Source organism: Desulfonatronum thiosulfatophilum (assembly GCF_900104215.1).
Classification (GTDB): domain Bacteria; phylum Desulfobacterota; class Desulfovibrionia; order Desulfovibrionales; family Desulfonatronaceae; genus Desulfonatronum; species Desulfonatronum thiosulfatophilum.
The window spans coordinates 77,094-100,341 of the sequence record NZ_FMXO01000001.1; the positions used below are offsets into that span (position 1 = coordinate 77,094).

At 56.0% G+C, this 23,248-nt stretch carries 16 protein-coding genes; 10 read left to right on the forward strand and 6 right to left on the reverse strand.

Features of this window, described 5'->3' with window-relative positions:
* Entirely contained in the window at positions 1 to 1,719 is a 1,719-nt protein-coding gene (locus BLP93_RS00315) for a long-chain-fatty-acid--CoA ligase (protein WP_092116064.1), read from the reverse strand.
* A 742-nt stretch (positions 1,720 to 2,461) separates the two neighbouring features.
* On the opposite strand from BLP93_RS00315, the gene carB reads away from it, so the two are divergent.
* The 6 genes from carB (at position 2,462) to BLP93_RS00345 (ending at position 11,817) form a co-directional block, all read left to right on the forward strand.
* Complete coding sequence (carB, locus tag BLP93_RS00320) at positions 2,462 to 5,698, forward strand: carbamoyl-phosphate synthase large subunit (protein WP_092116508.1); 3,237 nt, start codon at positions 2,462 to 2,464, stop codon at positions 5,696 to 5,698.
* 34 nt (positions 5,699 to 5,732) lie between these two features.
* Positions 5,733 to 7,130 carry an amidophosphoribosyltransferase gene (gene purF / locus BLP93_RS00325; RefSeq protein ID WP_092116066.1) on the forward strand — a complete coding sequence of 466 codons (1,398 nt, stop codon included), beginning with the start codon at positions 5,733 to 5,735 and terminating at the stop codon, positions 7,128 to 7,130.
* A 13-nt stretch (positions 7,131 to 7,143) separates the two neighbouring features.
* On the forward strand, positions 7,144 to 8,163 hold the full coding sequence (locus BLP93_RS00330) for a KpsF/GutQ family sugar-phosphate isomerase (RefSeq protein ID WP_244148599.1): 1,020 nt from the start codon (positions 7,144 to 7,146) through the stop codon (positions 8,161 to 8,163).
* 243 nt (positions 8,164 to 8,406) lie between these two features.
* Positions 8,407 to 8,901 (forward strand): hypothetical protein, encoded by a 495-nt coding sequence (locus tag BLP93_RS00335; RefSeq protein WP_092116068.1) that lies wholly within the window; start codon positions 8,407 to 8,409, stop codon positions 8,899 to 8,901.
* Positions 8,877 to 11,285, forward strand: a complete 2,409-nt coding sequence (locus BLP93_RS00340) for a penicillin-binding protein 1A (RefSeq protein ID WP_092116069.1) — start codon at positions 8,877 to 8,879, stop codon at positions 11,283 to 11,285. Before BLP93_RS00335 ends, BLP93_RS00340 begins: the two co-directional genes overlap by 25 nt.
* A gap of 73 nt (positions 11,286 to 11,358) precedes the next feature.
* A complete protein-coding gene (locus tag BLP93_RS00345; protein ID WP_092116071.1) occupies positions 11,359 to 11,817 on the forward strand; it encodes a chemotaxis protein CheX in 459 nt (152 codons plus the stop codon).
* On the opposite strand, the gene BLP93_RS00350 is transcribed toward BLP93_RS00345, so the two are convergent.
* The 3 genes from BLP93_RS00350 to BLP93_RS00360 all read right to left on the reverse strand — a co-directional run bounded on the left by BLP93_RS00350 (position 11,811) and on the right by BLP93_RS00360 (position 16,599).
* Complete coding sequence (locus BLP93_RS00350; RefSeq protein ID WP_092116073.1) at positions 11,811 to 12,278, reverse strand: response regulator; 468 nt, start codon at positions 12,276 to 12,278, stop codon at positions 11,811 to 11,813. The two genes, BLP93_RS00345 and BLP93_RS00350, sit on opposite strands and share 7 nt — an antisense overlap.
* Before the next feature lie 694 nt (positions 12,279 to 12,972).
* Entirely contained in the window at positions 12,973 to 14,682 is a 1,710-nt protein-coding gene (locus BLP93_RS00355) for a sigma-54 dependent transcriptional regulator (protein WP_092116075.1), read from the reverse strand.
* 207 nt (positions 14,683 to 14,889) lie between these two features.
* The gene (locus BLP93_RS00360; protein ID WP_092116077.1) at positions 14,890 to 16,599 is read right to left on the reverse strand and encodes a PAS domain-containing sensor histidine kinase; all 1,710 of its coding nucleotides are present in this window, start codon (positions 16,597 to 16,599) and stop codon (positions 14,890 to 14,892) included.
* A 447-nt stretch (positions 16,600 to 17,046) separates the two neighbouring features.
* On the opposite strand from BLP93_RS00360, the gene BLP93_RS00365 reads away from it, so the two are divergent.
* The 4 genes from BLP93_RS00365 to BLP93_RS00385 all read left to right on the forward strand — a co-directional run bounded on the left by BLP93_RS00365 (position 17,047) and on the right by BLP93_RS00385 (position 20,840).
* Positions 17,047 to 17,295: a hypothetical protein gene (locus BLP93_RS00365; RefSeq protein WP_092116079.1), complete on the forward strand. Its 249-nt coding sequence runs from the start codon at positions 17,047 to 17,049 to the stop codon at positions 17,293 to 17,295.
* Between the two features lie 425 nt (positions 17,296 to 17,720).
* Positions 17,721 to 18,701 (forward strand): hypothetical protein, encoded by a 981-nt coding sequence (locus BLP93_RS17130; protein ID WP_092116081.1) that lies wholly within the window; start codon positions 17,721 to 17,723, stop codon positions 18,699 to 18,701.
* A gap of 670 nt (positions 18,702 to 19,371) precedes the next feature.
* The gene (locus tag BLP93_RS00380) at positions 19,372 to 20,172 is read left to right on the forward strand and encodes a DUF1207 domain-containing protein (protein ID WP_092116085.1); all 801 of its coding nucleotides are present in this window, start codon (positions 19,372 to 19,374) and stop codon (positions 20,170 to 20,172) included.
* Positions 20,173 to 20,390: 218 nt separating this feature from the next.
* Entirely contained in the window at positions 20,391 to 20,840 is a 450-nt protein-coding gene (locus BLP93_RS00385; protein ID WP_092116087.1) for an HPF/RaiA family ribosome-associated protein, read from the forward strand.
* A 28-nt stretch (positions 20,841 to 20,868) separates the two neighbouring features.
* On the opposite strand, the gene BLP93_RS00390 is transcribed toward BLP93_RS00385, so the two are convergent.
* A complete protein-coding gene (locus BLP93_RS00390) occupies positions 20,869 to 21,771 on the reverse strand; it encodes a hypothetical protein (protein ID WP_092116089.1) in 903 nt (300 codons plus the stop codon).
* An 11-nt stretch (positions 21,772 to 21,782) separates the two neighbouring features.
* Positions 21,783 to 23,066 carry an adenylosuccinate synthase gene (locus BLP93_RS00395; RefSeq protein ID WP_092116091.1) on the reverse strand — a complete coding sequence of 428 codons (1,284 nt, stop codon included), beginning with the start codon at positions 23,064 to 23,066 and terminating at the stop codon, positions 21,783 to 21,785.
* Positions 23,067 to 23,248: the final 182 nt, after the last annotated feature.

The window sequence follows — 23,248 nt, forward strand, 5'->3', positions numbered from 1 at the left end:
TTACTCTTTCGCCCTTCTATCCCCGCCCTTGCGTCGGCACTGGGCCTTCTCCATCTCCTCCTGCTGCAATGCCCTGCGCAGCACCTTGCCGACGAGGGTCTTGGGCAACTCCGTTCGGAATTCCACCCGCCTGGGAACCTTGTACTTGGCCAGCTTCTGGGAACAGAATTCAATTATTTCTGATTGTTCAATAGATTCCCCGTCCTTTGGTACAATATAAGCCTTGACGATTTCGCCCCGGGTCGGATGCGGAATACCGACAGCCACGGCCTCCTTGACCTTGGGATGTTGGTAAAGAACCTCGTCCACGTCTCGGGGATAGATGTTGTACCCGCCGGAAATGATCAGATCCTTTTTGCGGTCTACGATAAAAAAGAAGCCGTCCTCGTCCATGGTGGCGATGTCGCCCGTGTACAGCCAGGTGTTACGCACCGTGCAGGCGGTCTCATCCGGACAATTCCAGTAGCCGAGCATCACCTGCGGCCCGCGAACCACCAGTTCACCCATTTTGCCCGGCGGAACCGGCACGGCGCCGCCCTCCATGTCCACGATGGCCGCATCGGTACCCGGCGAAGGAATGCCGATGGAGCCCGGCTTGCGCTGGCCGTCCAGGGGATTGAGATGGGTCACGGGAGCGGCTTCCGTCAGGCCGTAGCCTTCGATGATCTCCGCACCGGTAATGCTTTCGAATTTGTTCATCACCTCCACGGGCAGAGGCGCGGAACCTGAGATGCAATAGTCGATGGAGGACAACTTGTACTGGGCCAGTTTCTTGTGCTGGATCATGGCCACGAAAATGGCCGGTACGGCGGGAAAGATGGTGGGCTTGTACTTCTGAATCGCCTTCAGCAGATCGTCCACCACAAGCCGGGGAAAAGGAATGATGGTGGCGGCCAGGGCCACGGAAAGATTCATGCACACGGTCAGGCCGAAGATGTGAAAGAACGGCAAAACCGCGAGCAGAGTATGCTGCTGGGTTTTCAATTTGGGCAGCATGGCCAGGCACTGCTGGACATCGGCGGTCAGGTTGTAGTGGGAGAGCATCACGCCCTTGGGCACGCCGGTGGTGCCGCCGGTATACTGAAGCATGGCCACATCATGGTGTGGATCGGAATATACATGGGAGTAGGTTTCCCGCCCCTGAACGATCTGTTTCCATTTGACGACGTTTTCATCGCCGTAGGGCACGTCCGTGCCGGTTCGCTGCTTCCAGGCCTTGACCTTGTAGAGCTGGCGTAAAGGAAACCCCAAGGCGTCGGCAATGCTGGTGACGACAATCTTGCGTAGTTGCACTTTTCTGCGCAGCCCTTCGATCTTCGACCAGAGCAAATCCAGGGTGACCATGAATTCGGCTCCGCTGTCCGCAAGCTGATCGTACAGCTCCTTTTCCATGTACAGCGGATTCATCATCACCAGCACTCCCCCGGCCTTGAGTACGGCGTAATAGGTGATCAAGGTCTGGGGTAGATTGGGCAGCAGGACCGCCACCCGCGCCCCGGGACGCAGTCCCATCGCACGCAGGTTCGCGGCCATGACTCCGGCCAGTCGATCAAACTCGCCGTAGGTCATGGACCAGTTCTGAAAAACCACGGCCTTGCGGTTCGGATCTTTCTGCGCCGCCTGACGCAACAATTCCGGAATCGCCATGACCGGCGGCTCGTAATTGGCTGAAGCCTGGGAATCGTAATATTTGGTCCAGGGACGTGATACCTCGTTCATGATCAATCCTCATGTCAATTGGTTGTCCGCCGCACACCCGTTGTCGGAGCCGGAGGCAGCGCAGTGAGAGGTTCGTTTTTCTGGTATGAGTTGCCTTTTATCAGTACGGGATAAATTGTGTAGCCCTCGTAAGGATGTGTCGAACAGTTACTACAATCAGATTTATCTTGCGGACAAAAGGCTCCGGGGCCGGCTTTCGCCGAAGGCATTTGCGTAGAATTCTGCGAAAGAGAGGAACACTTTTCTCTTTACACAAGATGCATGTTCAAAATTCTGCAGGTTGCGCTTCCCCAGCGGCAAGAATGCCGCCATGATCACACCACTGAAAAAACACAGTTTGTTCCAACAGGCGACTAAAACAAAAACAGGTTCACTTCAACCTGTTTTTTCGAAACTCAACCATGAAATTACTGGGCCTTCTTCCGTGATGCCTGAATGAAGGAAACGGGTAATGTCTCATGATCTTCCTGATCCTGTTTCGGTAAAGGACATCGTTCATGAAAAAGGGCAAGTTGCTGTGTCAATGTCCGATTAACATTTATTCTGAAGCATGAACCTTCGGTTGTGACCGATTTGCGATGATTTGCCTTTGCCATCAGTCTCGAGTAAACGTTTCCAGTTCGGTTTGTCGCCGCAACACCGCACGTGAAGCCGAACGAGCAACGCATTGCACGGCACTTCCGCCTTTACCGGGACATTCAATCCATCATCCACACCCGCAACCCATCCGAGACATTTCAACATGCCCAAACGAACCGACCTCCGCCGCATCATGCTCATCGGCTCCGGCCCCATCGTCATTGGTCAGGGCTGCGAGTTCGACTATTCCGGAACCCAGGCCCTGAAAGCCTTGAAGGAAGAAGGCTATGAAGTCATCCTGGTCAATTCCAATCCGGCCACCATCATGACCGATCCCGAATTGGCCGATAAAACCTACATTGAGCCCATTGACCCCGACGTGGTCGCCAAAATCATTGCCCGGGAACGCCCGGACGCCCTGCTCCCCACTTTGGGCGGGCAGACCGGCCTGAACATCGCCGTGGCCCTGGCCGAATCCGGAGTTCTGGAGCAATACGGCGTGGAACTGATCGGCGCTTCTCTGCCGGCCATCAGCAAGGCCGAAAGCCGGGAGGAATTCCGGCAGGCCATGCTGAACATCGGCCTGCAGGTCCCGAAAAGCCTGATCGCCCGGAACATGGATCAGGTCCGTCAGGCCGCCAAGGAAATCGACTTTCCGATCATCATCCGCCCGGCATTCACCCTGGGCGGCACCGGAGGCGGAGTCGCCTACAACCAGGAGGACCTGGAATCCATGGCCGAACAGGGCTTGACCGCCAGCCTGAAAACCGAGGTCATGCTCGAGGAGTCCGTCCTGGGTTGGAAGGAATACGAAATGGAGGTGATGCGGGACAAGAACGACAATTCCGTGATCATCTGTTCCATCGAGAACCTGGACCCCATGGGCGTGCATACCGGCGATTCCATCACCGTGGCCCCGGCCCAGACCCTGACGGATGACGAATACCAGCGGATGCGCAACGCGTCCCTGGACGTCATGCGCGAAATCGGCGTGGAAACCGGCGGCTCCAATGTCCAGTTCGCGATCAACCCGGTCAACGGCGACATGGTGGTCATTGAAATGAACCCCCGGGTCTCCCGGTCCTCGGCCTTGGCCTCCAAGGCCACCGGATTTCCCATTGCCAAGATCGCCGCGAAACTGGCCGTGGGCTACACCCTGGACGAACTGCCCAACGACATCACCCGGGAAACCATGGCCTCCTTCGAACCGGCCATTGACTACTGCGTGATCAAGATTCCGCGCTTCACCTTTGAAAAATTTCCCGGTTCCCAGGACTACCTGACAACGTCCATGAAGAGCGTCGGGGAGACCATGGCCATCGGCCGGACCTTCAAGGAGGCCTTGCAAAAGGGCATGCGCTCCCTGGAAGTGGGGGTGACCGGTTTATGCTCGGATTTTTCCCAGCAGGTGCCGGACCAGGAAACCATTCTTGCCGGATTGCGTCTGCCCCATTCAAAACGCCTGTTCATCCTGCGCCAGGCTTTGGTGGCCGGACTGGGCGAGACCGAAATTCAGGAAGCCACGGGGATCGATCCCTGGTTTATCCGCCAGATTGCCGAAGTGGTTGCCTTTGAAAACGAGTTGAAGGCCTTTGCCCTCTCCGAGAGCCTGTCCGCGGCCAATCCCAAGATGCCGCACATTCTGCGCCAGGCCAAGGAGATGGGTTTTTCGGACGCCCAGCTTGCCGTAGCCTGGAAGCGTTCGGAAACCGACATCCGCAAGATGCGCCAGGAGCTGGACATCGTGCCCACGTACAAGCTGGTGGATACCTGTGCCGCGGAATTCGAGGCGTACACGCCGTACTACTACTCCACCTACGAGCAGGAAAGCGAATCTCGGGCCAGTGAGAAACGCAAGGTGATCATCCTGGGAGGCGGACCCAACCGCATCGGCCAGGGCATCGAGTTCGACTACTGCTGCTGCCACGCCTCCTACGCCCTGCGGGAAATGGGCGTGGAATCGATCATGGTCAATTCCAACCCGGAGACCGTGAGCACGGACTACGACACATCCGATCGTCTCTATTTCGAACCGCTGACTTTTGAAGATGTGATGAACATCGTTGAACAGGAGCAACCCGAGGGAGTCATCGTCCAGTTCGGAGGGCAAACCCCGCTGAACCTGGTGGTGCCCCTGATGCGGGCCGGGGTGAACATCCTGGGCACCAGCCCGGACAGCATCGACCGTGCCGAGGACCGGGAGCGTTTCCAGGCCATGCTCCGGAAACTGGACTTGCGTCAACCGGACAACGGCACGGCCATGACTCCGGATGAAGCCATCGTCATTGCCGGACGCATCGGCTACCCGGTCGTGGTCAGGCCTTCTTATGTTCTGGGAGGACGGGCCATGGAAATCGTCTTTGACGAAAACCAGCTGCGCTCGTACTTCACCGAAGCCGCCCAAGTCTGCCCCGGCCATCCGATCCTGATCGACAAGTTCCTGCAGCATGCCGTGGAGGTGGATGTGGATGCGCTCAGCGACGGTGAAGACACCTATGTCGCCGGCATCATGGAGCACATCGAGGAAGCCGGAATTCATTCCGGTGATTCGGCCTGCGTCCTGCCGCCCCACACTTTACCCAAAGAAATCATCGCCGAAATCCGCCGCCAGACCGCGGCTCTGGCCCGGGAACTGGGCGTAGTCGGACTGATGAACATCCAGTATGCCATCCAGGGCGGAACCATCTACATCCTCGAGGTCAATCCCCGCGCTTCACGCACCGTGCCCTTCGTGAGCAAAGCCACGGGTCTGCCCCTGGCCAAACTGGCCACCCGGGTCATGCTCGGTGCCCGCCTGCGGGATCTGAACATTCCCGAACAGCGCCCCCTCAATTATTTTTCCGTCAAGGAGTCCGTCTTCCCCTTCCGCCGCTTCCCCGGGGTGGACGTGCTGCTGGGGCCGGAGATGCGTTCCACCGGCGAGGTCATGGGCATTGACGAAAGCTTCGGCCTGGCCTTCATGAAAAGCCAGTTGGCCGCCGGGCAACGGCTGCCGGAATCCGGCACGGTGTTCATCTCCGTGAACGACGAAGACAAGGAAGAGATGCTGCCCGTGGCCCGTGTTTTTCAGGAGCTCGGCTTCCGCATTCTTGCCACCCGGGGCACCGCGGTCTATCTTCAAGACCAAGGATTGCACCCCGAACAGGTTTTCAAGGTCCACGAAGGCCGACCTCACGTTGTGGATCATATCAAGAACAAGGCCATCGACCTGGTGGTGAACACCTCCTCCGGCAAGAAAAAAACCATCCGCGACTCCTCATCGATCCGCCAGACCACCCTGCTCTACGGCATCCCGTACACCACCACCCTGGCCGGAGCCAGGGCCATGGCCCAGGCCCTCCAGGAACTCCGGGGCCGGGGGCTGGAAGTGAAGAGTCTGCAGGAGTATCATCGCGGTTGAGCACGGTTCGTTTTACTCATCCAAAAGGCATTTTATGAAACGAGAATATTGCGGACTTGTCGGCATTTCCGGTCATCCGGAAGCAGCCAGGATGGCCTATTTCGGCCTGTACGCGCTGCAGCACCGCGGTCAGGAAAGCGCGGGCATCGTGACTTGGGACGGAGCCAACCTCCGGGAACAACGGGGCATGGGACTGGTGGCCGACGTGTTCAACGAACGTCACCTGGGCAAGGAGCTCAAGGGCGACACGGCCATCGGCCACATTCGCTACTCCACCACCGGAGCCTCCCTGCTGCGCAACGCCCAGCCGTTCATGGTCCGTTTCGGGGACTTCCGGATAGCCATCGGCCACAACGGCAACCTGGTCAACGCTCAGGCTCTGCGCCGGGAACTGGAGGAGCAGGGGTCCATTTTCCAGACGACAATGGACAGCGAAGTCATCGTCCACCTGATCGCCCGGAACCTGAACGGCAAAGGCCTGGAAGAAGCAGTCGCCCTGGCCTGTTCCCGGATCAAAGGCGCCTTTTCGTTGATCATCCTGGCCAACAACAAGCTCATCGCCCTGCGCGATCCCCTGGGCTTTCGCCCCCTGTCCTTGGGCCGGATGGGCGACAGCTACGTCATTGCTTCCGAAACCTGCGCTTTTGACCTGCTTGAGGCCGAGCATCTGCGCTGCATCGATCCGGGGGAAATGGTCATCATCGAGGACCGCTGCCTGACTTCCAGGCGTTTTGCCGAACCCGCGCCGACCAAATCCTGCATTTTCGAGCTGGTCTACTTTGCACGGCCGGATTCCTTGGTCTTCGGCACGGAAGTCTATTCCGCACGCAAACAGATGGGCGAATTGCTGGCCCAGGAAGCCCCCGTGGACGGCGACTATATCATGCCCTTTCCGGATTCCGGAATGTACGCCGCCGTGGGCTATGCCCAGGCTTCCGGGTTGCCCTTTGAACTGGCCATGATCCGCAACCACTACATCGGCCGGACCTTTATCCAGCCTTCCCAGGACATGCGCGATTTTGGGGTGCGGGTCAAACTCAATCCCGTCAGATCGTTGATCAAGAACAAGCGCCTCGTGATCATCGAGGATTCCATTGTTCGGGGCACAACCATCCGCACCCGGGTCAAGAAGCTGCGTGAGCTGGGTGCCCGGGAAATTCACATGCGCGTCAGCTGTCCGCCCATCCGTCATCCCTGTTATTACGGCATCGATTTTTCCTCCAAGGGCGAACTGATTGCCGCGAACCATCCGGTGGGGGATATTGCCCGTTACATCGGCCTGGACAGCCTGCACTATCTGAGCATCGATGGCCTACTGCAGGCCACCGGCCGAGATGTCGGATATTGCCTGGCCTGTTTTGACGGGAATTATCCGGTTGCCGTGGACGGTTCCTGCTCCAAGATGTGTCTGGAAGACAAATGTTGCGGCTAGTCCGTAGGTGCCGATGATGGTCCGAGAAATTGATCAGCTTCCCGGACCGCTTTCTGAGCGGCAAGACTGGCTGGCCCTGGGACGCGAGGTTTTGGACGTCGAAATTTCCGGACTGACCGCTGTCCGCGACGAACTGGGGCAAGGCTTCCTGCACGCCCTGGAGGTCCTGGCCAACTGCTCCGGCAGAGTCGTGGTCATCGGCCTGGGCAAATCCGGCTTGGTGGGCCGCAAGATTGCCGCCACCCTGAGCAGCACGGGCACCCCGGCTTTTTTTCTGCATCCCGTGGAAGGGGCTCATGGCGATCTGGGCATGATCCGTCCGGAGGACGTGGCATTGGCCATTTCCAACAGCGGCGAGACCGATGAACTCAACGCCATTTTGCCCACGTTGCGCTCCCTGGGCGTGCGCATCGTGGGCCTGACCAGGAATGAACGCTCTTCTTTGGCCGTCTTGTGCGACATCGTGATCAAGGTGGCGGTTCCCAAGGAGGCCTGCCCTCTCGGTCTGGCTCCCACGGCCAGCACCACCGCGGCCTTGGCCGTGGGCGACGCGTTGGCCGTATGTCTGATCCACTGGAAACGCTTCGATGCCTGCGCCTTTCAACGCTGCCATCCGGGCGGCGCATTGGGACAACGCCTCCGCCTCTCCATTTGCGACGTCATGCATCGTGACATGCTGCCCGTGGTCCGCTCCGGCGCTTCCCTTGATCAGGCCCTGTCGGTCCTCAATGAGGGCGGTCTGGGAACCGTGGCCGTGGAGGACGAAGCCGGTCGACTCGCCGGCATTCTCACGGATGGCGATATCCGCCGTCTGGTCTGCCAGAATCGCCTGGATCCGGAACTGGCCGTGGAGGAGGTCATGACCAGGGCGCCGCGCAGCGCTGCCCCGGATCAGACCGCGGCATTGGCCCTGGACATCATGGAATCCGCGGCCATCACCGTGCTGCCGGTGGTTGACTCATCCGGAATGCTCCGCGGCATGGTCCATCTTCATGACCTCCTCGGCAAGGGAAGGGTAAAGTTTTCCGGGTGAAACATACTGCGCCGTGCTGGTTTGAATGAATGGGATGTCTTTAGGGGTGGCGATGGTGGTTGCTTGATGTTTTTCGGGGATGCGATTTCGATTGCGATTTATTGGAAAGAGATGGGATTTGTGAATCGCAAGGCAATGGACTGGAGCAGCTGATTCGGAGTGGGTTTGGCGGGTCGAACGGAAATTGGAATTTGCGCGGAATGCGCGCTTTTGCATCCGACATGTTGTCGGATTGATCCGGCCATGGAGGAATCGTGTTTTCCGGTCAGTCTCGAAGAGCAGGCACGCCTCGAGCCCCATGCTCTGCTCCTGGGTACTCCGGGGCATTCCCGGACATCCAATACCGACTTCTTTTTGCACGGGCTTTTCAGGCTGTTTCCCGGAGAACGCCAGCGCATCCAGGTCCTTTTCCCGGAAGGTGAAACACACCGTCGCTTGGCTTTGACTTCAGACGGAAGCTGCATATTTCTGGGAACGGAAGGTTGCATCCTTCCAAGAACGGACCGGCCCTTTTATTGCCGTCTCTATCCCTTCTGGTATATTAACGCCGGATTGTTCACGTTCTCCTCGCGCCAATGCCTGGCCGTGAACCGTGTTTCCTCAACCGCGGGGCTGTGCGCCCTGTTCAAGACCGATCCATCCGCTCTGCGCGCCCTGTACGACACGTTGCGTACCGCCTGGGGGCTGCCGACGGATGAACAGAGATACATTTCATGCGCAAAAAATTGCTCGTCATAGGAAGCGCATTCGTCGTTCTCCTGATGCTCACCGGAATCGGCGGACTTTTCGGACTCTATTTCTGGGCTGCCCGTGATCTGCCGAGCTTCAAGACAATCACGGACTATAATCCTTCACTCGTCACCACGGTTCTGGCCCAAGACGGGCAGGTTCTCGGGTACTTTTACAATGAGCGGCGGTTTCTCGTGGAATCTACGGATCTGCCCCTGCAGGTGACCCAGAGCTTCCTGGCCGCGGAGGACAGCAACTTTTATCACCATGAGGGAATCGACATCTCCGGAATCCTGCGCTCCCTGATCCGCAATATCCAAGCGCGGGGCATCGTTCAGGGGGGAAGCACGATCACCCAGCAGGTCATCAAGTCGTTGCTCCTCACCCCGGAGCGCAGCTATGAACGTAAGCTGAAGGAAGCCATCCTCGCCTACCGCCTGGAGCATTACCTGACCAAGGATGAGATCCTGACCATCTACCTGAATCAGATATTCTTCGGCGCCGGAGCGTACGGGATCGAAGCCGCGGCCAGGACCTACTTCAACAAGCACGCCGATGAATTGACCCTGGCCGAGGCGGCTTTGCTCGCCGGACTGCCCAAGGCCCCCTCCATGAACAATCCCCTGCGCAACGCCTCCGGGGCTCGCTCCAGACAGGTCTACGTCCTGGACCGCCTGTTCAGTCTGGGCTGGATTACCGCTGAGGAGCACCTGGCCGCCCTGGAACAGCCCATGGTCTTCGACACCGGAAGCGACCCTTCCTGGAGACAGGGCGCCTGGTATCTGGAGGAGGTCCGCCGGGAACTGATCGCCACCTTCGGAGAAGAAAAGGTCTATAACGGCGGGTTGAAGGTCCAGGCCGCAGTGGACTTGAACCACCAAACAGCCGCAGAAAACGCCCTGCGTAATGAACTGGTCGCCCTCGGAAAGCGACAAGGCTGGCAGGGTCCGATCCGCAATCTTGCCGGTCAGGATGCCGACTCTTTTCTGGAATCGCAGGCAATTTCCCCGGCGGCCTTGCTGGCCGGCGACTGGATCCGGGTTCTGGTCACGGACGTGCGCTCAGACGGGGCCTATGTTCGCTTCGGGCCGTATCACGGCTGGATCGATGTTCAGACCATGGGATGGGCCAGAACCCCTGATCCGTCCAAGGCACCTGAAGACGTTCCCCCTGTACGCGACGCGCAGCGCGTCCTGAACGTGGGCGACGTGGTCTGGGCCGCCCTGCGCCCGGACAAGGAAGAAAATCTGGACGATCTGTCCCTGGATATGGATGACACGGACGTTCCGGCGGCACTTCTGGGACGAAAGTGGGAGCTTTCCCTGGAGCAGGAACCCGTGGCGGAAGGCGCTCTCGCCTCCATTGATCCGCACACCGGCGACGTCCTGGCCCTTGTCGGCGGCTACAGTTTTCATCGTAGCCACTTCAACAGAGCCACCCAGGCCATGCGCCAGTCCGGTTCGACCTTCAAGCCCATCGTCTACTCCGCCGCCCTGGACAACGGCTTCACCGCGGCATCCATCCTGATGGACGCCCCCATTGTCTATACGGATGCCGCCACCCTGGACACCTGGAAGCCGGAGAATTTCGAAGGCCGATTTCACGGCCCGACCATGCTTCGCACGGCGCTGGTCAAGTCCAGGAACCTGGTCACCATTCGCGTGGCCCAGTCCGTGGGCATACACAAAATTATCGATCGGGCTCGGGAGTTGGGGCTTCATGGTGAATTTTCGCCGGACCTTGCGGTCAGCCTCGGCTCCGCCTCCGTCAGCCTGGTGAACATGTGCCAGGCCTTTTCCGCATTTGCCCGTGACGGTTCTACGGTAGCTCCGCGAACCATTCTGTCCGTCCATACAGCCTGGGGTGAACCACTACTGGAAAACGAAGTTCGAACCACGCCGGCCATATCTCCCCAGAATGCCTACATCATCACGGAGATGCTGCAGGAAGCCGTCCGAGACGGAACTGGTCGCCGCGCCCGGGCCCTGGGCCGACCCGTGGCCGGAAAGACCGGAACCACCAACAATCATCATGACGCCTGGTTTATCGGATACACTCCATACCTTCTGACCGGCGTTTATATCGGCTTTGATCAGCTGCAACCGCTGGGCAGGCTGGAAACCGGATCCCGCGCTGCCTTACCGGCATGGCTGGCCTACCGCCAGCAAGTCGAGGAAAACTATCCAGTGCAGAATTTCACTCCGCCTTCCGGTTTGACCATGGCCCGTATCGATCCGGATAGCGGCCTTATCGCCGGGCCGGATTGGAAGGGAACGAGCTTTCTTTTGCCGTTCATTTCAGGTACGCAGCCGCAACAGGTTGCCGTCACCATGATCGACGGCGCAAATAAAGGGCCGAGTACCGAGGAAGACCTTCTGCGGCAGGTATTTTAGCCGAAGCTGAACGACCTGCCCCTGATGCATGCCGGCCTGATGCCGCCCGACAAATCTCCAAGGAGCACGAACCATGAGCATTGAAATCGCCAAATCCTTCACAAGGGCGACATCGGAAGTACTGACCACGATGGCCATGATCACCCCCGTGCCCGGAAAGCCGTACGTCAAGAAGGACAGCATGGCGAAGGGCGATGTGACCGGAGTCATTGGTTTAACTGGAGACAAGATTGGAACCATCTCCGTAACCTTCACCCAGAAATGCGCATTGGCCGTAGTCAAAAACATGTTGGGCGACGACATTCAGGATGTCATCACGGATACGAAAGATGCCGTGGGCGAGATCACGAACATGATTTCCGGCAAGACAAGGCAGCTGCTGGCGGAATCCGGCCTGACCATCCTGTCCGCGACACCCACCGTGATCATGGGCAAGGGACACACCATCCATCACATCTCCTCAGAACCGATCATGGCCATCCCCTTCACCACGGAACATGGTGAATTCACAGTGGAATTCTGCTTTCAGTGATTGCTTTCCAAATATTGCGACTTTGCGGAACAGCCGTTCCTGGAACATGAGACGCTGAAGGGAAACGGTTTATCTTTTGTTCTAACCTGCCTGGTTTGAGATGCCTGCAGGGCTAGGTCGATGGAATACAGCAATCCTTTTTGTCTGAGCGGTTTCGTCAGATAGTTCACAGCCTGCATGCGGTGACTGGCGTCCTCGGTTTCCGTGGTTGGATACGCCGTCATGATGATCACCTGGGTTTTGAGATTGCGCTTCACGACCTCCCGCAGAATATCCATGCCGCAACCATCCTCGAGAATTATGTCGGCGAGGATGAGATCGAATTCCATCGCGTCCATTTCCGACAAGGCTTCGAGATACTTTTCCGCGGTGATCACATGATGACCCACCGCGGAAAGAAACCTTTGAAAACTGAAACGAATGGATTCTTCATCGTCAATGACGAGTATATTGGCCTGCATCTGGAACCTTCAGGAATGGGATGGATCGCTTTGCAATCGGGCGAGCTGTTGAGCACCTTGCAACAACCCATCGCTTTTCGAGCGCGATGAAGTGTTGTCTGACGGAGTAAACGCTTTGTCGCGGCATTCGTCCATACCACATCAAGATGCGTGCCATCCCCCTGCCGATGATTTCTCTCAGAAAAAAATCAAAATTATTTATTGAGTTACTGCTCTCGTCTCATGAAGGTTTATCCGGCATTCCAAATGCCGGCCGTGTTGCATGCAACAATATCGTTGCTTAAGTGTCAAAAATGCCTCGTAACACGTCACCAGGGCAATAACCTCCCCCGAAAACAGAATCCCTCTTTTTGGGCCTTGCAAGTTTTGCCGCTCCACGACGTTTTTATTCAGTACTTTGATTTCATGGCATGAAGTGGTCCGGCTTGTCTCGATTTTTCGGCATCGCCTGTCTGACTGAGTCAGGATTCGTTCATCGAACCATTGCCGGACGCTTGAAGCGCTAAAGGCTGTTTATTCTGGCAATGGTTCGATTACGAAGCCGACGAAGGAGTTGCGAGGCCGAAAAATCGAGACAAGCCGGGCAGCAGCTGAGTAGTTGCTTCGGAACAGACAAGTGAGGGATGAATCAATTTCAATCCAATCAAAGCAAGAAAAGGCAAGCCGGGTCTCGGCTAATGGGGCGCCGAAAGAGTCACAAGCTGAAAGAAACCGGCGTGAGGTTGTACTTTTTGATTTTTCGGTAAAGAGTCACACGGTCCACGCCCAGGAGACGGGCCGCCTTGGCCTTGTTCCAGGCGGTTTTATCCAAAGCCTCGAGGATGGCCTGGGAATCGAGTTCACGAAGCCTCGTGGAGGATTGTTTCTCGAATTTTGGGGCATTCATGAAATCTGACGGAAGGTGGTCAAAGGTGACAATGTTCTGGCTGCAGATGACAAAGGCATGCTCCAGGGTATGCTCGAACTCACGGACATTGCCCGGCCAGTGATATTCAAGGAAAGCGCTCAACACGTCCGAGGAAACCGCCTCGATGTTTTTCTTGAACAGCGCATTGAACTTGTTGCGAAAATGCTCAACCAACAGCGGAATGTCCTTTCGCCTTTCCCTCAAGGGCGGCAACCGGATCTCCACCACTTTCAGCCTGTAGTACAAATCCTCCCGCAGGTCTCCACGACTGACCCGTTCGGCGAGATTGCGGTGGGTGGCGGCGATCAGCCGGACATCCACCTTCGTGGGAGCCGAACTCCCGACTTGCTCGAACTCCTTGCCTTCAAGAACCCGCAACAGCTTTAACTGAACTTTTGGTGAAAGATCTCCGATTTCATCGAAAAAGATGGTTCCGCCGTCGGCCCTGTGCAGGCGCCCCGGATAGTCCCGGATGGCCCCCGTGAAAGCGCCCTTGACATGGCCGAACAGTTCGCTTTCCAGGAGTTCCTCCGGAACCGCGGAACAGTTCACCTTGACCAGGGGCTTATGGCTTCTGTCTCCGGCAAGGTGCAGAGCCTCGGCCACCAGTTCCTTTCCCGTTCCGCTTTCACCGGTGATGAGCACCGTGGTCTGCACCCCGGCCAGAGCCTTGATGAGGGAATAGACCTTTTGCATGGGCTCACTCACGCCAACGATGCGGTGGAACTTGCGGTGCTCCTTGAGTTCGCTTTCCAGGGCGGCCATTTGCGTGTCGTCTCGGAGGGACATGACAACCCCCGAGGCCATGTTCTGTTGATCCAGCAACGGATACATGCGCACACTGATGACCCTTGCCGGACGATTCGCTGGACGACATTCTATTCGATCCACAATCCTCGGCTCGCCAGTCCTGATCCCCTGCTCGATTATTTCTCTGCATCTGCCGGAGCAATTGCCGAACAATGCATCAAAGCGCTTGCCGATGTCGTCGCGCGTAAAACCGCACATGTACGAGGCCGCGTCATTGAGCTCAACCACGACCCCTTCCTTGTCAACAGTGACGATGGCATCCCTGACGCTCCGGAATATCGCTTCAAGGTTGGCCCGGTAGCGCTCCTTCTCCTCGCTCACGAGCTTGAATTTCAAGGCCGTTCGCGTCACATGCAGCAACGACTCCTGATTCACCGGCTTGGAGATATAATCGAACGCTCCCAGTCGGATGGATTCGGCGGCGGTTTCAAAACCGGGGTCTCCCGTGATCATGATCACCTGACAATTCAGTCCCAGGGCCTTGATCTCGCGCAACACGTCGATCCCCGTACCATCCTCCAGAATGATGTCCGCAAATACCACGTCGTATTCACCTTCCGTGAGACGAGCCAAGGCGTCGGCATGGTTTAAAGCTGTTGTCACCGCATAGCCGGCTGCGCCAAGGAACCGTTCAAATGTGAATCGAATGGACTCCTCATCGTCGATGACAAGAATTTTTGCGATCATCTTCTACCTCTTTGCTGAGTAGGATTGAATTGTTTTCACGGTATCTTTTCAGGAATATGTTGAGACGGATAAGGTCCGGCAATTTCTATCCGCTGATTCCGCAGATACGCAGAAGGGTTGCGTTTGAAACGATCAAATCTGCGGAATCCGCGGACACATAAATGCCGTGCTCAGTTCCAATTTCTTGCGCCTGTGCCGGTCAGGCAGTTATCCCACCGCCGGCAACTCGATAATCACTCGGGTAAATTCATCCTTTTCGCTTTCAAAGGTGAGCAAGCCGTCATGTTCGGAGATGATCCTCTGTGAGATGGTCAACCCCAGTCCTGTCCCCTTGCCGAAAGCCTTCGTGGAAAAAAAAGGCTTGGTGATAAAGGGAAGATCATGACCATTGATCCCGGATCCAAGATCGAAAAAAATAATGCGCACGTGCTGTCGACTGTTGATCAACACGTTCTCAATATTGATCTCGAGACGTTTTTCCTCATGTCTTTTGGGAAACTTCTCGTTTAAGGCATGACGGGCATTGTTGATGATATTGATGAAAACCTGCTGTAGCTGCTGAAAGTAGGCGTTCACAAGAGGAAGACCCTCTGCAATGTGAATCTTCAGATCAATCCCTTCCTTGCGAATCTGGGCCTGGGACAAAACAAGCGATTCCTCTAGAACGGTCTGGATGCGAACAGGTCGCTTGTCGTGGCGCCCGTGCCGCGAATAGGACAGCAGAGTTTTGACAATCCGGCCGACACGTTCCCCTTCCTTGACGATGCGTTCTCCGATGTCCTTCTCCAGGCTTTCCGGATTGCATTCGTTAATCAGGATTTGACCGTAGTTGATGATCCCGGTGATGGGATTGTTGATTTCATGTGCCACTCCGGCGGCCAATTCTCCAAGTGCCGCCAGGTGACTGGCCTGCAGCGCTTCGGCCTGCAGGGCCATTTTTTCCGTGACGTCGCTGACCCACAACAGGACGCTGTTGATGTTCCCGGCATCCCGGACAGGGAACGCCTTGACGTCCAAAACTGCTCCATCGAAGGAGACTACCGCGACCTCTACCTCACTCGTCTCGAAACATCGGGTCATCAGATCGTCTTCGGACGAACTGGAACTTTCAGACAGCAATTTGTCGCAATATTTGCGAACCGCCGCGGAACTTTCCTTGTCCAGGCCCGAATCCAGCACCCGATTGGTCCACAACACTTCCAAGCTGGGGGAGAAAAGAATCAATGTATCACTGACGGCATTCAGAAGTGCGTGAAATTCATGGGATAGCTTTCTGAATTTTTCTTCGCTCACCCGAAGTTTTGCCGTCCTTTCATCCACCATTCGTTCCAGATTCTCATGCACCTTGTTCAGTTTCTCTTCCGCCTTCTTCCGGGCGGTGATGTCCGTGGCCGAGGTTCTGCAAACCGCGGCGCCATTAACATCCGTTCCAGGAACACTGTCCAATTGTACATGGAGGAGTCGGCCGGCGCTTCCTTTGAGTCTTAGTTCGCATGATTGGCGTTTACCGGTTCGAAAAACCTGATCGTGATGCGATACAAAAATATCCCGGTCAGGCGCGAAGGCGTGACCCCACAAAAGACTGTGGATCAGATGACTTCTGGCTACTCCAAGCTGGTCGGCAAAAGTAAGATTGGACTCCAAAATATGACCAATTATGTCTGAAGTTACATAGCCGACCGGAGCAAAGTCATAAAGATCATTATATTTTTCCATCGCCTGATACAGTCGTTCCTGGGTCCGGCGAAGTTCGTCATTCTGCATTTCCAGCTCAATCTGGTGCACCTGCAGCTCATGAAGCAGATCCTGCCGGTCATGCAGTGATTCGTTTCCAACCGGTGACTGCTGAGACTCCTTGCTTTCTTCACCCTCTCGGGCCTTCAGGACACGATCAGGCTTTTCAAATTCGTCAGGCATAAGAACCCTCCGGTTTGGCCTTGGATTGATCCGGAACCTTTACTCCGCAAGAACCCGATTCGCCGAAGAAATCTCCGCGAATGGTCCGGCGCCACGAAGCGGCGATGAACCTTGCGATGGCTGAGATACCATGACTTAGCCTTACTTTTGCGAAACGCTCCGAATTCATCGCCGGAGAAATGTCTTGCTTTTCCAGATTCCAAGGCCTGCACTCGGCGAAAGTACGCAACAATTATGTTGCATGCAACACTTTCTTAGATACATTTACTTGGATCAGGCCACGCAAAACATCCTCAACAATCTGGAATGAAACGATTTATAATATCTCTTCATCTTGGGCATGGATGTTGCTCAAGATGTATTTGATCAGAAGCCATTCGGACTCACCGCACAGGATGTTTATGACAGGCGATGAAATTGAACAAGAAAAGTCAAAGGAGAAAAGCAATGAGAAAATCAATTGTACTCGTGATTCTACTGGCAAGCCTTTCCTTGATGCAGATCGGATGCGGGCGGTTTGCCGGCGGCGCGGCTACGGGAGGTGCAGTGGGCGTTCTTGGAACTGGGGCCGCCTACGAATACCAGACCAAACGCCAGATGGACCAGCTGGAGGAGGATCTGGCAGCGGGAAGAATCACCAAGGAAGAATATGATATCAGAAGGGATCAGATCTCAAGGGGATCCATCATCTACTGATTCTGATTGATCCATCCAAATTACTGCTGACCGGCGGCTCCATATGCGGTCCGGTGGGCATTTACGCAATGATAGACGTGAGTGATGCATACAAGGAGCATGCTGGGCAGCAGAACGGCTGAGGAATCATTTTTTAAAAAATCAAAAGAAATTACTCAGCAGCGTTCCGGCTTGTCTTGATTTATCGGCCTCGCAATTATTTCGCCGGCTTCGTAACATCGAACCATTGCCCGAATAACACCAGTTGGCGTTTCAGGCGTCCGGCAATGGTTCGATGAACGAATCCTGGCTCAGTCAGACAAGTGATGCCCAAATAATCAAGACAAGCCGGAACACTCTCTGTCTCGTCAAGAAAAAGTGCTGAGTAGTTACAAAACAAGAATTTTTGAGTTTGAGTTGTATTTTTTTCAAACGGAGGAGTTGACATGAAACACGCATTCAAATTCGGATTTCTGATCTTGGCTGCGCTATTGCTGGTCGGACTCGTCGGACCGGTGCAGGCCCAGACACAGCTCAGGGAATTGGGACGGAGTCCGTTTTATCCGGTTGAGATGAACACGGTGAGTGATTTCCAGGAGATGGTTAGGGAGACGTTGCCGGCCATTCGAGAAGGCTTCAGCATGATGGGTGCACCGGATTTGGTGGACCCGTTTGTGGACCAGGTCCGACAGGGCAATGTGGAACAAACCAGCATTCCGCCTGGACAGAGAATGCAGTGGATGATGTTCAGAACGGATGGACGCATTGAAATCATCAATGACCTTGTCTGGGCGGGCCCACAGCCTTTCAACGCCTTTCAGCTCTTTGTGGACAGTGGCCCGAACAGGCATGTGTTCATCGTACCCGCGGTGTGTGGAAACATAACCCTGGCGCAGACGATTCAAGCGCCGGCCCCCGCACCGGCCCCGACCCAGCAGCCGGCTCCAGCGCCCGCACCGGCTCCGACCCCGGCTCCGACCCCTCCTCCGGTTGACGAAGTCCAGGAACTGGTCACAAGAATACCCGGCAATTTTGTTGCCGATCTCGGCTACATGCATCAACCTAATGCGGCCAATTACGCATTGTTCCGTATTGGGTACAGGTATCCCATCCATCAAAATATTTCCATTCTGGGCATGGTCGGTTTCGCTCCCGTTTTCAGGGGAGACGGCGACGATGATTCGTTCATGATCGATCTGCTGGCGAACTATCATTACCATCGTATGTTTTTTGGAGCCGGCGTCGGCTTCTGGACTTCCAGCGACAACGATCGTTTCGATCTCATCGTGAATACGGGGTACAGAATTTACGGAGAACCGAACCAGTTCAACGCATCCCTCTTTCTGGAAGCCAGAGGGGCCGTAGATGAGCTGGATGACCTGAGGGATTATGGACGATTCGGGGGCGGATTGCGTTTGGAATTCTAAAGCTTGAACCGCTTCAATTCATCTGATCGTATGACATGTTGTAAATCTTCGGAGCGAGGATCGGGTTGTTCAACCGCAACGACCGGCAACCTTGCCCCGGACGATGTAAATGATTCGAAACCAGGCAAACATGAACTAAATGTCTGCTCCGGTTCAAGCTCGGCACGGTATCCGGGATGACGAGCAAGACATAGCGTACCTGCTCAGCCCCAGACTGCTTGTCTTGTTTGCGGATTCGCTTCACAGTGAATGAAACAGAGGAAAGCGACACATGAAAGTCTCACCAGCAAAATCCGTCATGATTGACAGCCATGATCGGAACCAGGGGAGCTTTCTGATTCCGAAACATGGAGGATACTACCAAATGAGAAACCACCAAAGGTGGCATTTGAAAAGCAACCGTAGAAGGCTGCAAGATTCCGGAAAAGTCGGCAGGTTGATGCTTTGGATCTTGGGAGCGCCGATTCCGGTTCTGGTGCTTTTTTTTCTGATCCGCGGCTGGATTTGACGGGAGTACTTGTGGTTCAACGCGAGGAAGGAACAGATCCATGCCACGTAACAGGGATCCCCACATCTCCTCTGCACCCCGCGCCGACAGGTCGTACCCGGGGTCGGACAACATTTATTCCACGTACTCCAAGACATCTGAAACAACAAAGAAAGACGCGTTATGAAAAGGCCCTTCCGCACGATATCCATGGCTGTGGTCATTGCCATGGGGATGCTGTTGCTTGCATCGGTGCACGCCATATCGGCGGCCGATTCAGGCGCCTACGCGGAAGTGCGTTCGACAATTCACGGGAACGGTTACCAGAGCCGAGTTCAAGAACTGCCGGATGAGACATTCAACATCTCAAGAGAAGGAAATTCCTGGGACATTCAAAAAGTGGACGGCAACCGGATCGGCCTCTTTTCCGTCCTTGAACCTGATGAAGTATTTCCCCATGATCTCGCGGCTGGTTTTGGATTCGAATCCTCCTTCCTGTCCAACACTGAGAATTTTTCCCAGTTTGAGCGTTTTTTTATCCATAATCCGCCATTTACTAATGCATATCAATCAGACCCCTTCAAGCAACGGATGAAACCGAGCCCGGAAGGGATCGGCTCCTTTATCTCCTATGACCTGTTCCATGGATTGCGCATTTTTGGAGGCGGAGGCCGTTGGTTCCAGCATGAGCCTACCCCTGTCAAGCCGTGGTTCGTCCGATCAGGGCTGGAATTTGAAATGCCCAAAGCGTGGCTTGACGTCGGGCTTCGGCCCATCGGCTCCATCAACATCCGCAATTTCAAAGACGATGAATGGTACATGGATGTCTCCATGCGGGCCGGATTCCAAATTGAAAACTCGCTGCTCCTGAACCACAGGCTTCTTTTTTTGATCGAATATTTTTTCGGCCGATCACCGGATGGAGAGTTTTATATCCGGGATGTCGAATCCATTGGCATCAGGCTCAATTATTTCTATGATTAGCACGGCAGTAGCATAACAGATCTCATCGGCAAGGCGTTGCAAAAATATTGCCCGCGGAACATCCGGATAAATACGGAACTGCCCTGTGCTTGGGCGGGACGCCGCGATGTTGTGGAAAAGAACGCTGTTGCGTCAGAGGCAACTACTCAAAGGCCCGGCATGCACTTTGAATTTATTGGAGTTCAACCGGCCCTCAACCGCAAGACAATGAGGAAAAAATGATCATTCAAGTAAACACTGACAAGCATATCGAAGGTCGTGAGAAGCTGTCCGCCGAAGTTCAGAATACCGTGGAAGAAAGCTTGGCCAAGCACCGCGACCATGTCACTCGCGTGGAAGTCCATCTCAGTGACGAAAACAGCCTCGTTCGCGGCGGCGACAACGACAAGCGCTGCATGATGGAAGCCCGCCTCAAGGGCCGCAACCCCATCGCTGTGACGCACAAGGCCGGGACATTGACCATGGCCGTGGAAGGAGCGGCAAACAAGCTGGAAACATCCCTCGGCAATATCCTGGGGAAGCTGAAGAACCATCAGAATCCGGCCGTACGGGAGATGAAAACCGCCATGCCCGCCACCCCTGACGAAATGGCTGAGATGGAAAGTGCAACGGAAATCGAGCGAGAGATGGAAATGAAGGATGAACCGGATCAGGATTCCAAATGCTGAGGGAGAAATGCTGGTTGAAAGTGGGTGCTCAAATCTGCCGTGTCGACAGACTTTGCCGCATTCCGGTCGCCAGCCAATCCAGTACCAGGGCCGGCGATACTTGGTCACGCAGCGCTTCTTCAGCTTCATCGAGCCGCAGGTCGATCCGCCGCCAAATCCGGGGATGCCCCTGGGCCTGAAAGACCCTGGAAAGCTCTGAATCCGAGACGCCTTGGCATGCCTTGATCAGACTGCGTCGTGTAGCATGGATCATGTTGAACGCCAGGGCGCGGTCGACCTGCCCCTTGGCCATGGTTTTGCCGAACCAGCCCCGCCCTGACTTGAGGAACACGCAGAGCGCCTCCTCCCATTCCGGGGCAACCGCGGCAGACCCGGCCGCTTCCAAATCCCAGGGCAGGGTAACGACCCAGCTCCGGGAGACCAGGGTCGGCAACAGGCGTTCGCGTTGCGGAGTCAGGAGGACGAAGCTGTTCCGGGAATCCGTCTCTTCCATGGATTTAAGCAGGGCATTGGCGGCTTCCACGGTCAACTCCTGCGCCTCGCCCAGCACGAGAACCCTGCGCTTCCCGCTCCGCGGAGCCTGCCCCAAAAGCCCCCGCAACTCCCGCACCGCATCGATGCTGATCCGCCCTTCCCGACCGTCAAGATAGATCAAGTCCAAAAATGCCGCATCCCGAATCTGAGTGCATGCCGGACAGCTCCGGCATGGTTCTCGACCTGATTCGCGGTTCAGCAATGCCATGCAGTTCAGCAACGCAACCCAGTACAGCCCGAGCTTTTCACGATCCTCAGCTGCTCCGCCCTCCAGCAACAGAACTCTCGGCGGACGTTCGATCAGACGGGAAAGACAATCCAGGACCCTGTCCTGACCTCTCAGCGAGAAAGGGTCGATCGCTTTACCAGTTTCGCTCTCCTGGGATGGGTTGTTCATCGCAATCCACGTCAGCCTCTGCGTTCAATGGTCTGCCTGCGGTCCGGCCCCACGGAAATAATGGATACGGGCACGCCCAGTTCCAGCTCGATCCGCTGAATGTAGATCTGGGCCGCAACGGGCAGATCCTCCCAGGAAACGGCTGCGCTGATGTCTTCCTGCCAGCCCTCCACTTCTTCATACCGGGGCTGAACCTCGGCCATCAGACCTTCGCCCTGGGGAGGATAGAGCAGAGTTTTACCGTTGTGATCGTACCCGGTGCAGATCTGGATCCGGTCCAGGCCGCTGAGGACGTCCAGCTTGGTCAGGACGACTTCATGCACGCCGTTGAGGCGGACGGATTCCCGGAGCAGCGGCAGATCCAGCCACCCGCAGCGTCGCTTGCGGCCCGTGGTCGCGCCGAACTCGCCGCCCTGGTGCTGCAGGCGCTCGCCCACCGCATCGAACAGTTCCGTTGGAAACGGTCCGGAACCGACCCTGGTGGTATACGCCTTGACGATCCCCAGCACCGTGCCCAGGTCCCTCGGGGAACATCCCGCCCCGGCAGCGGCATTGCCGGAGACGGTGTTGGAGGATGTCACAAAGGGATAGGTGCCGTGATCAATATCCAGGTGCGTTCCCTGAGCGCCCTCGAACAGGATATTTTGCCCGGACTTGACGGCCAGGGCAATGCGTTCCGACACGTCGCCGAGGTACTCGACCAGCCGCGCCCCATGCTCCATGACTTCGTTGAAAACAGAATCCCCATCCATGGCTTCAGCGCCGAAGTAGTTCGTGAACAGCGCATTCTTTTCCGCCAGGGCTTCGATGATCTTGGATCGCAGCAGGTCCGGCTTTGCAAAGTCTCCGGCTCTGATGCCGATCCGCGCGACCTTGTCTTCATAGCAGGGACCGATGCCCCTGCCGGTGGTGCCGATTTTCTCGCCGGTACGCTTTTCTTCCCGTACTTTGTCCAGAAGGCGGTGGTACGGCATGATCACGTGGGTCTTGGGGCTGATCGCCAGGCGTTTCGAACCGACATCAATGCCGCGTGCGGCCAAGGCGTCCAGTTCACGGCAAAAAACTTCCGGGTCCAGGACCACGCCATTGCCGATCAGACAGACCTTGCCGGAATGCAGAATACCAGAGGGGATCAAGTGCAGGATGAATGTTTCCCCGCCCACGACCAAGGTATGACCGGCATTGTTCCCGCCTTGAAAGCGTACGATCAGTTCCGCGCGCTCCGTCAACAGATCAACGATCTTGCCCTTGCCCTCATCACCCCACTGGGTGCCGACGATTACCACATTTGACATTAACCACTCCTTGAAAGTACCTATGGAAGTTTGCGCAAGACGACCTCACTCCCTAAAAAAGGCCGTCCATAAAGTCAATGCATCTCAAAAAAATGCACGATCATTTCAATAAGAACCTCGGTCCTTACGATTTTTTTTCCTCTCGTTCGGCAGACAACTGTCCCGGTACAGCCTTTAGGGCC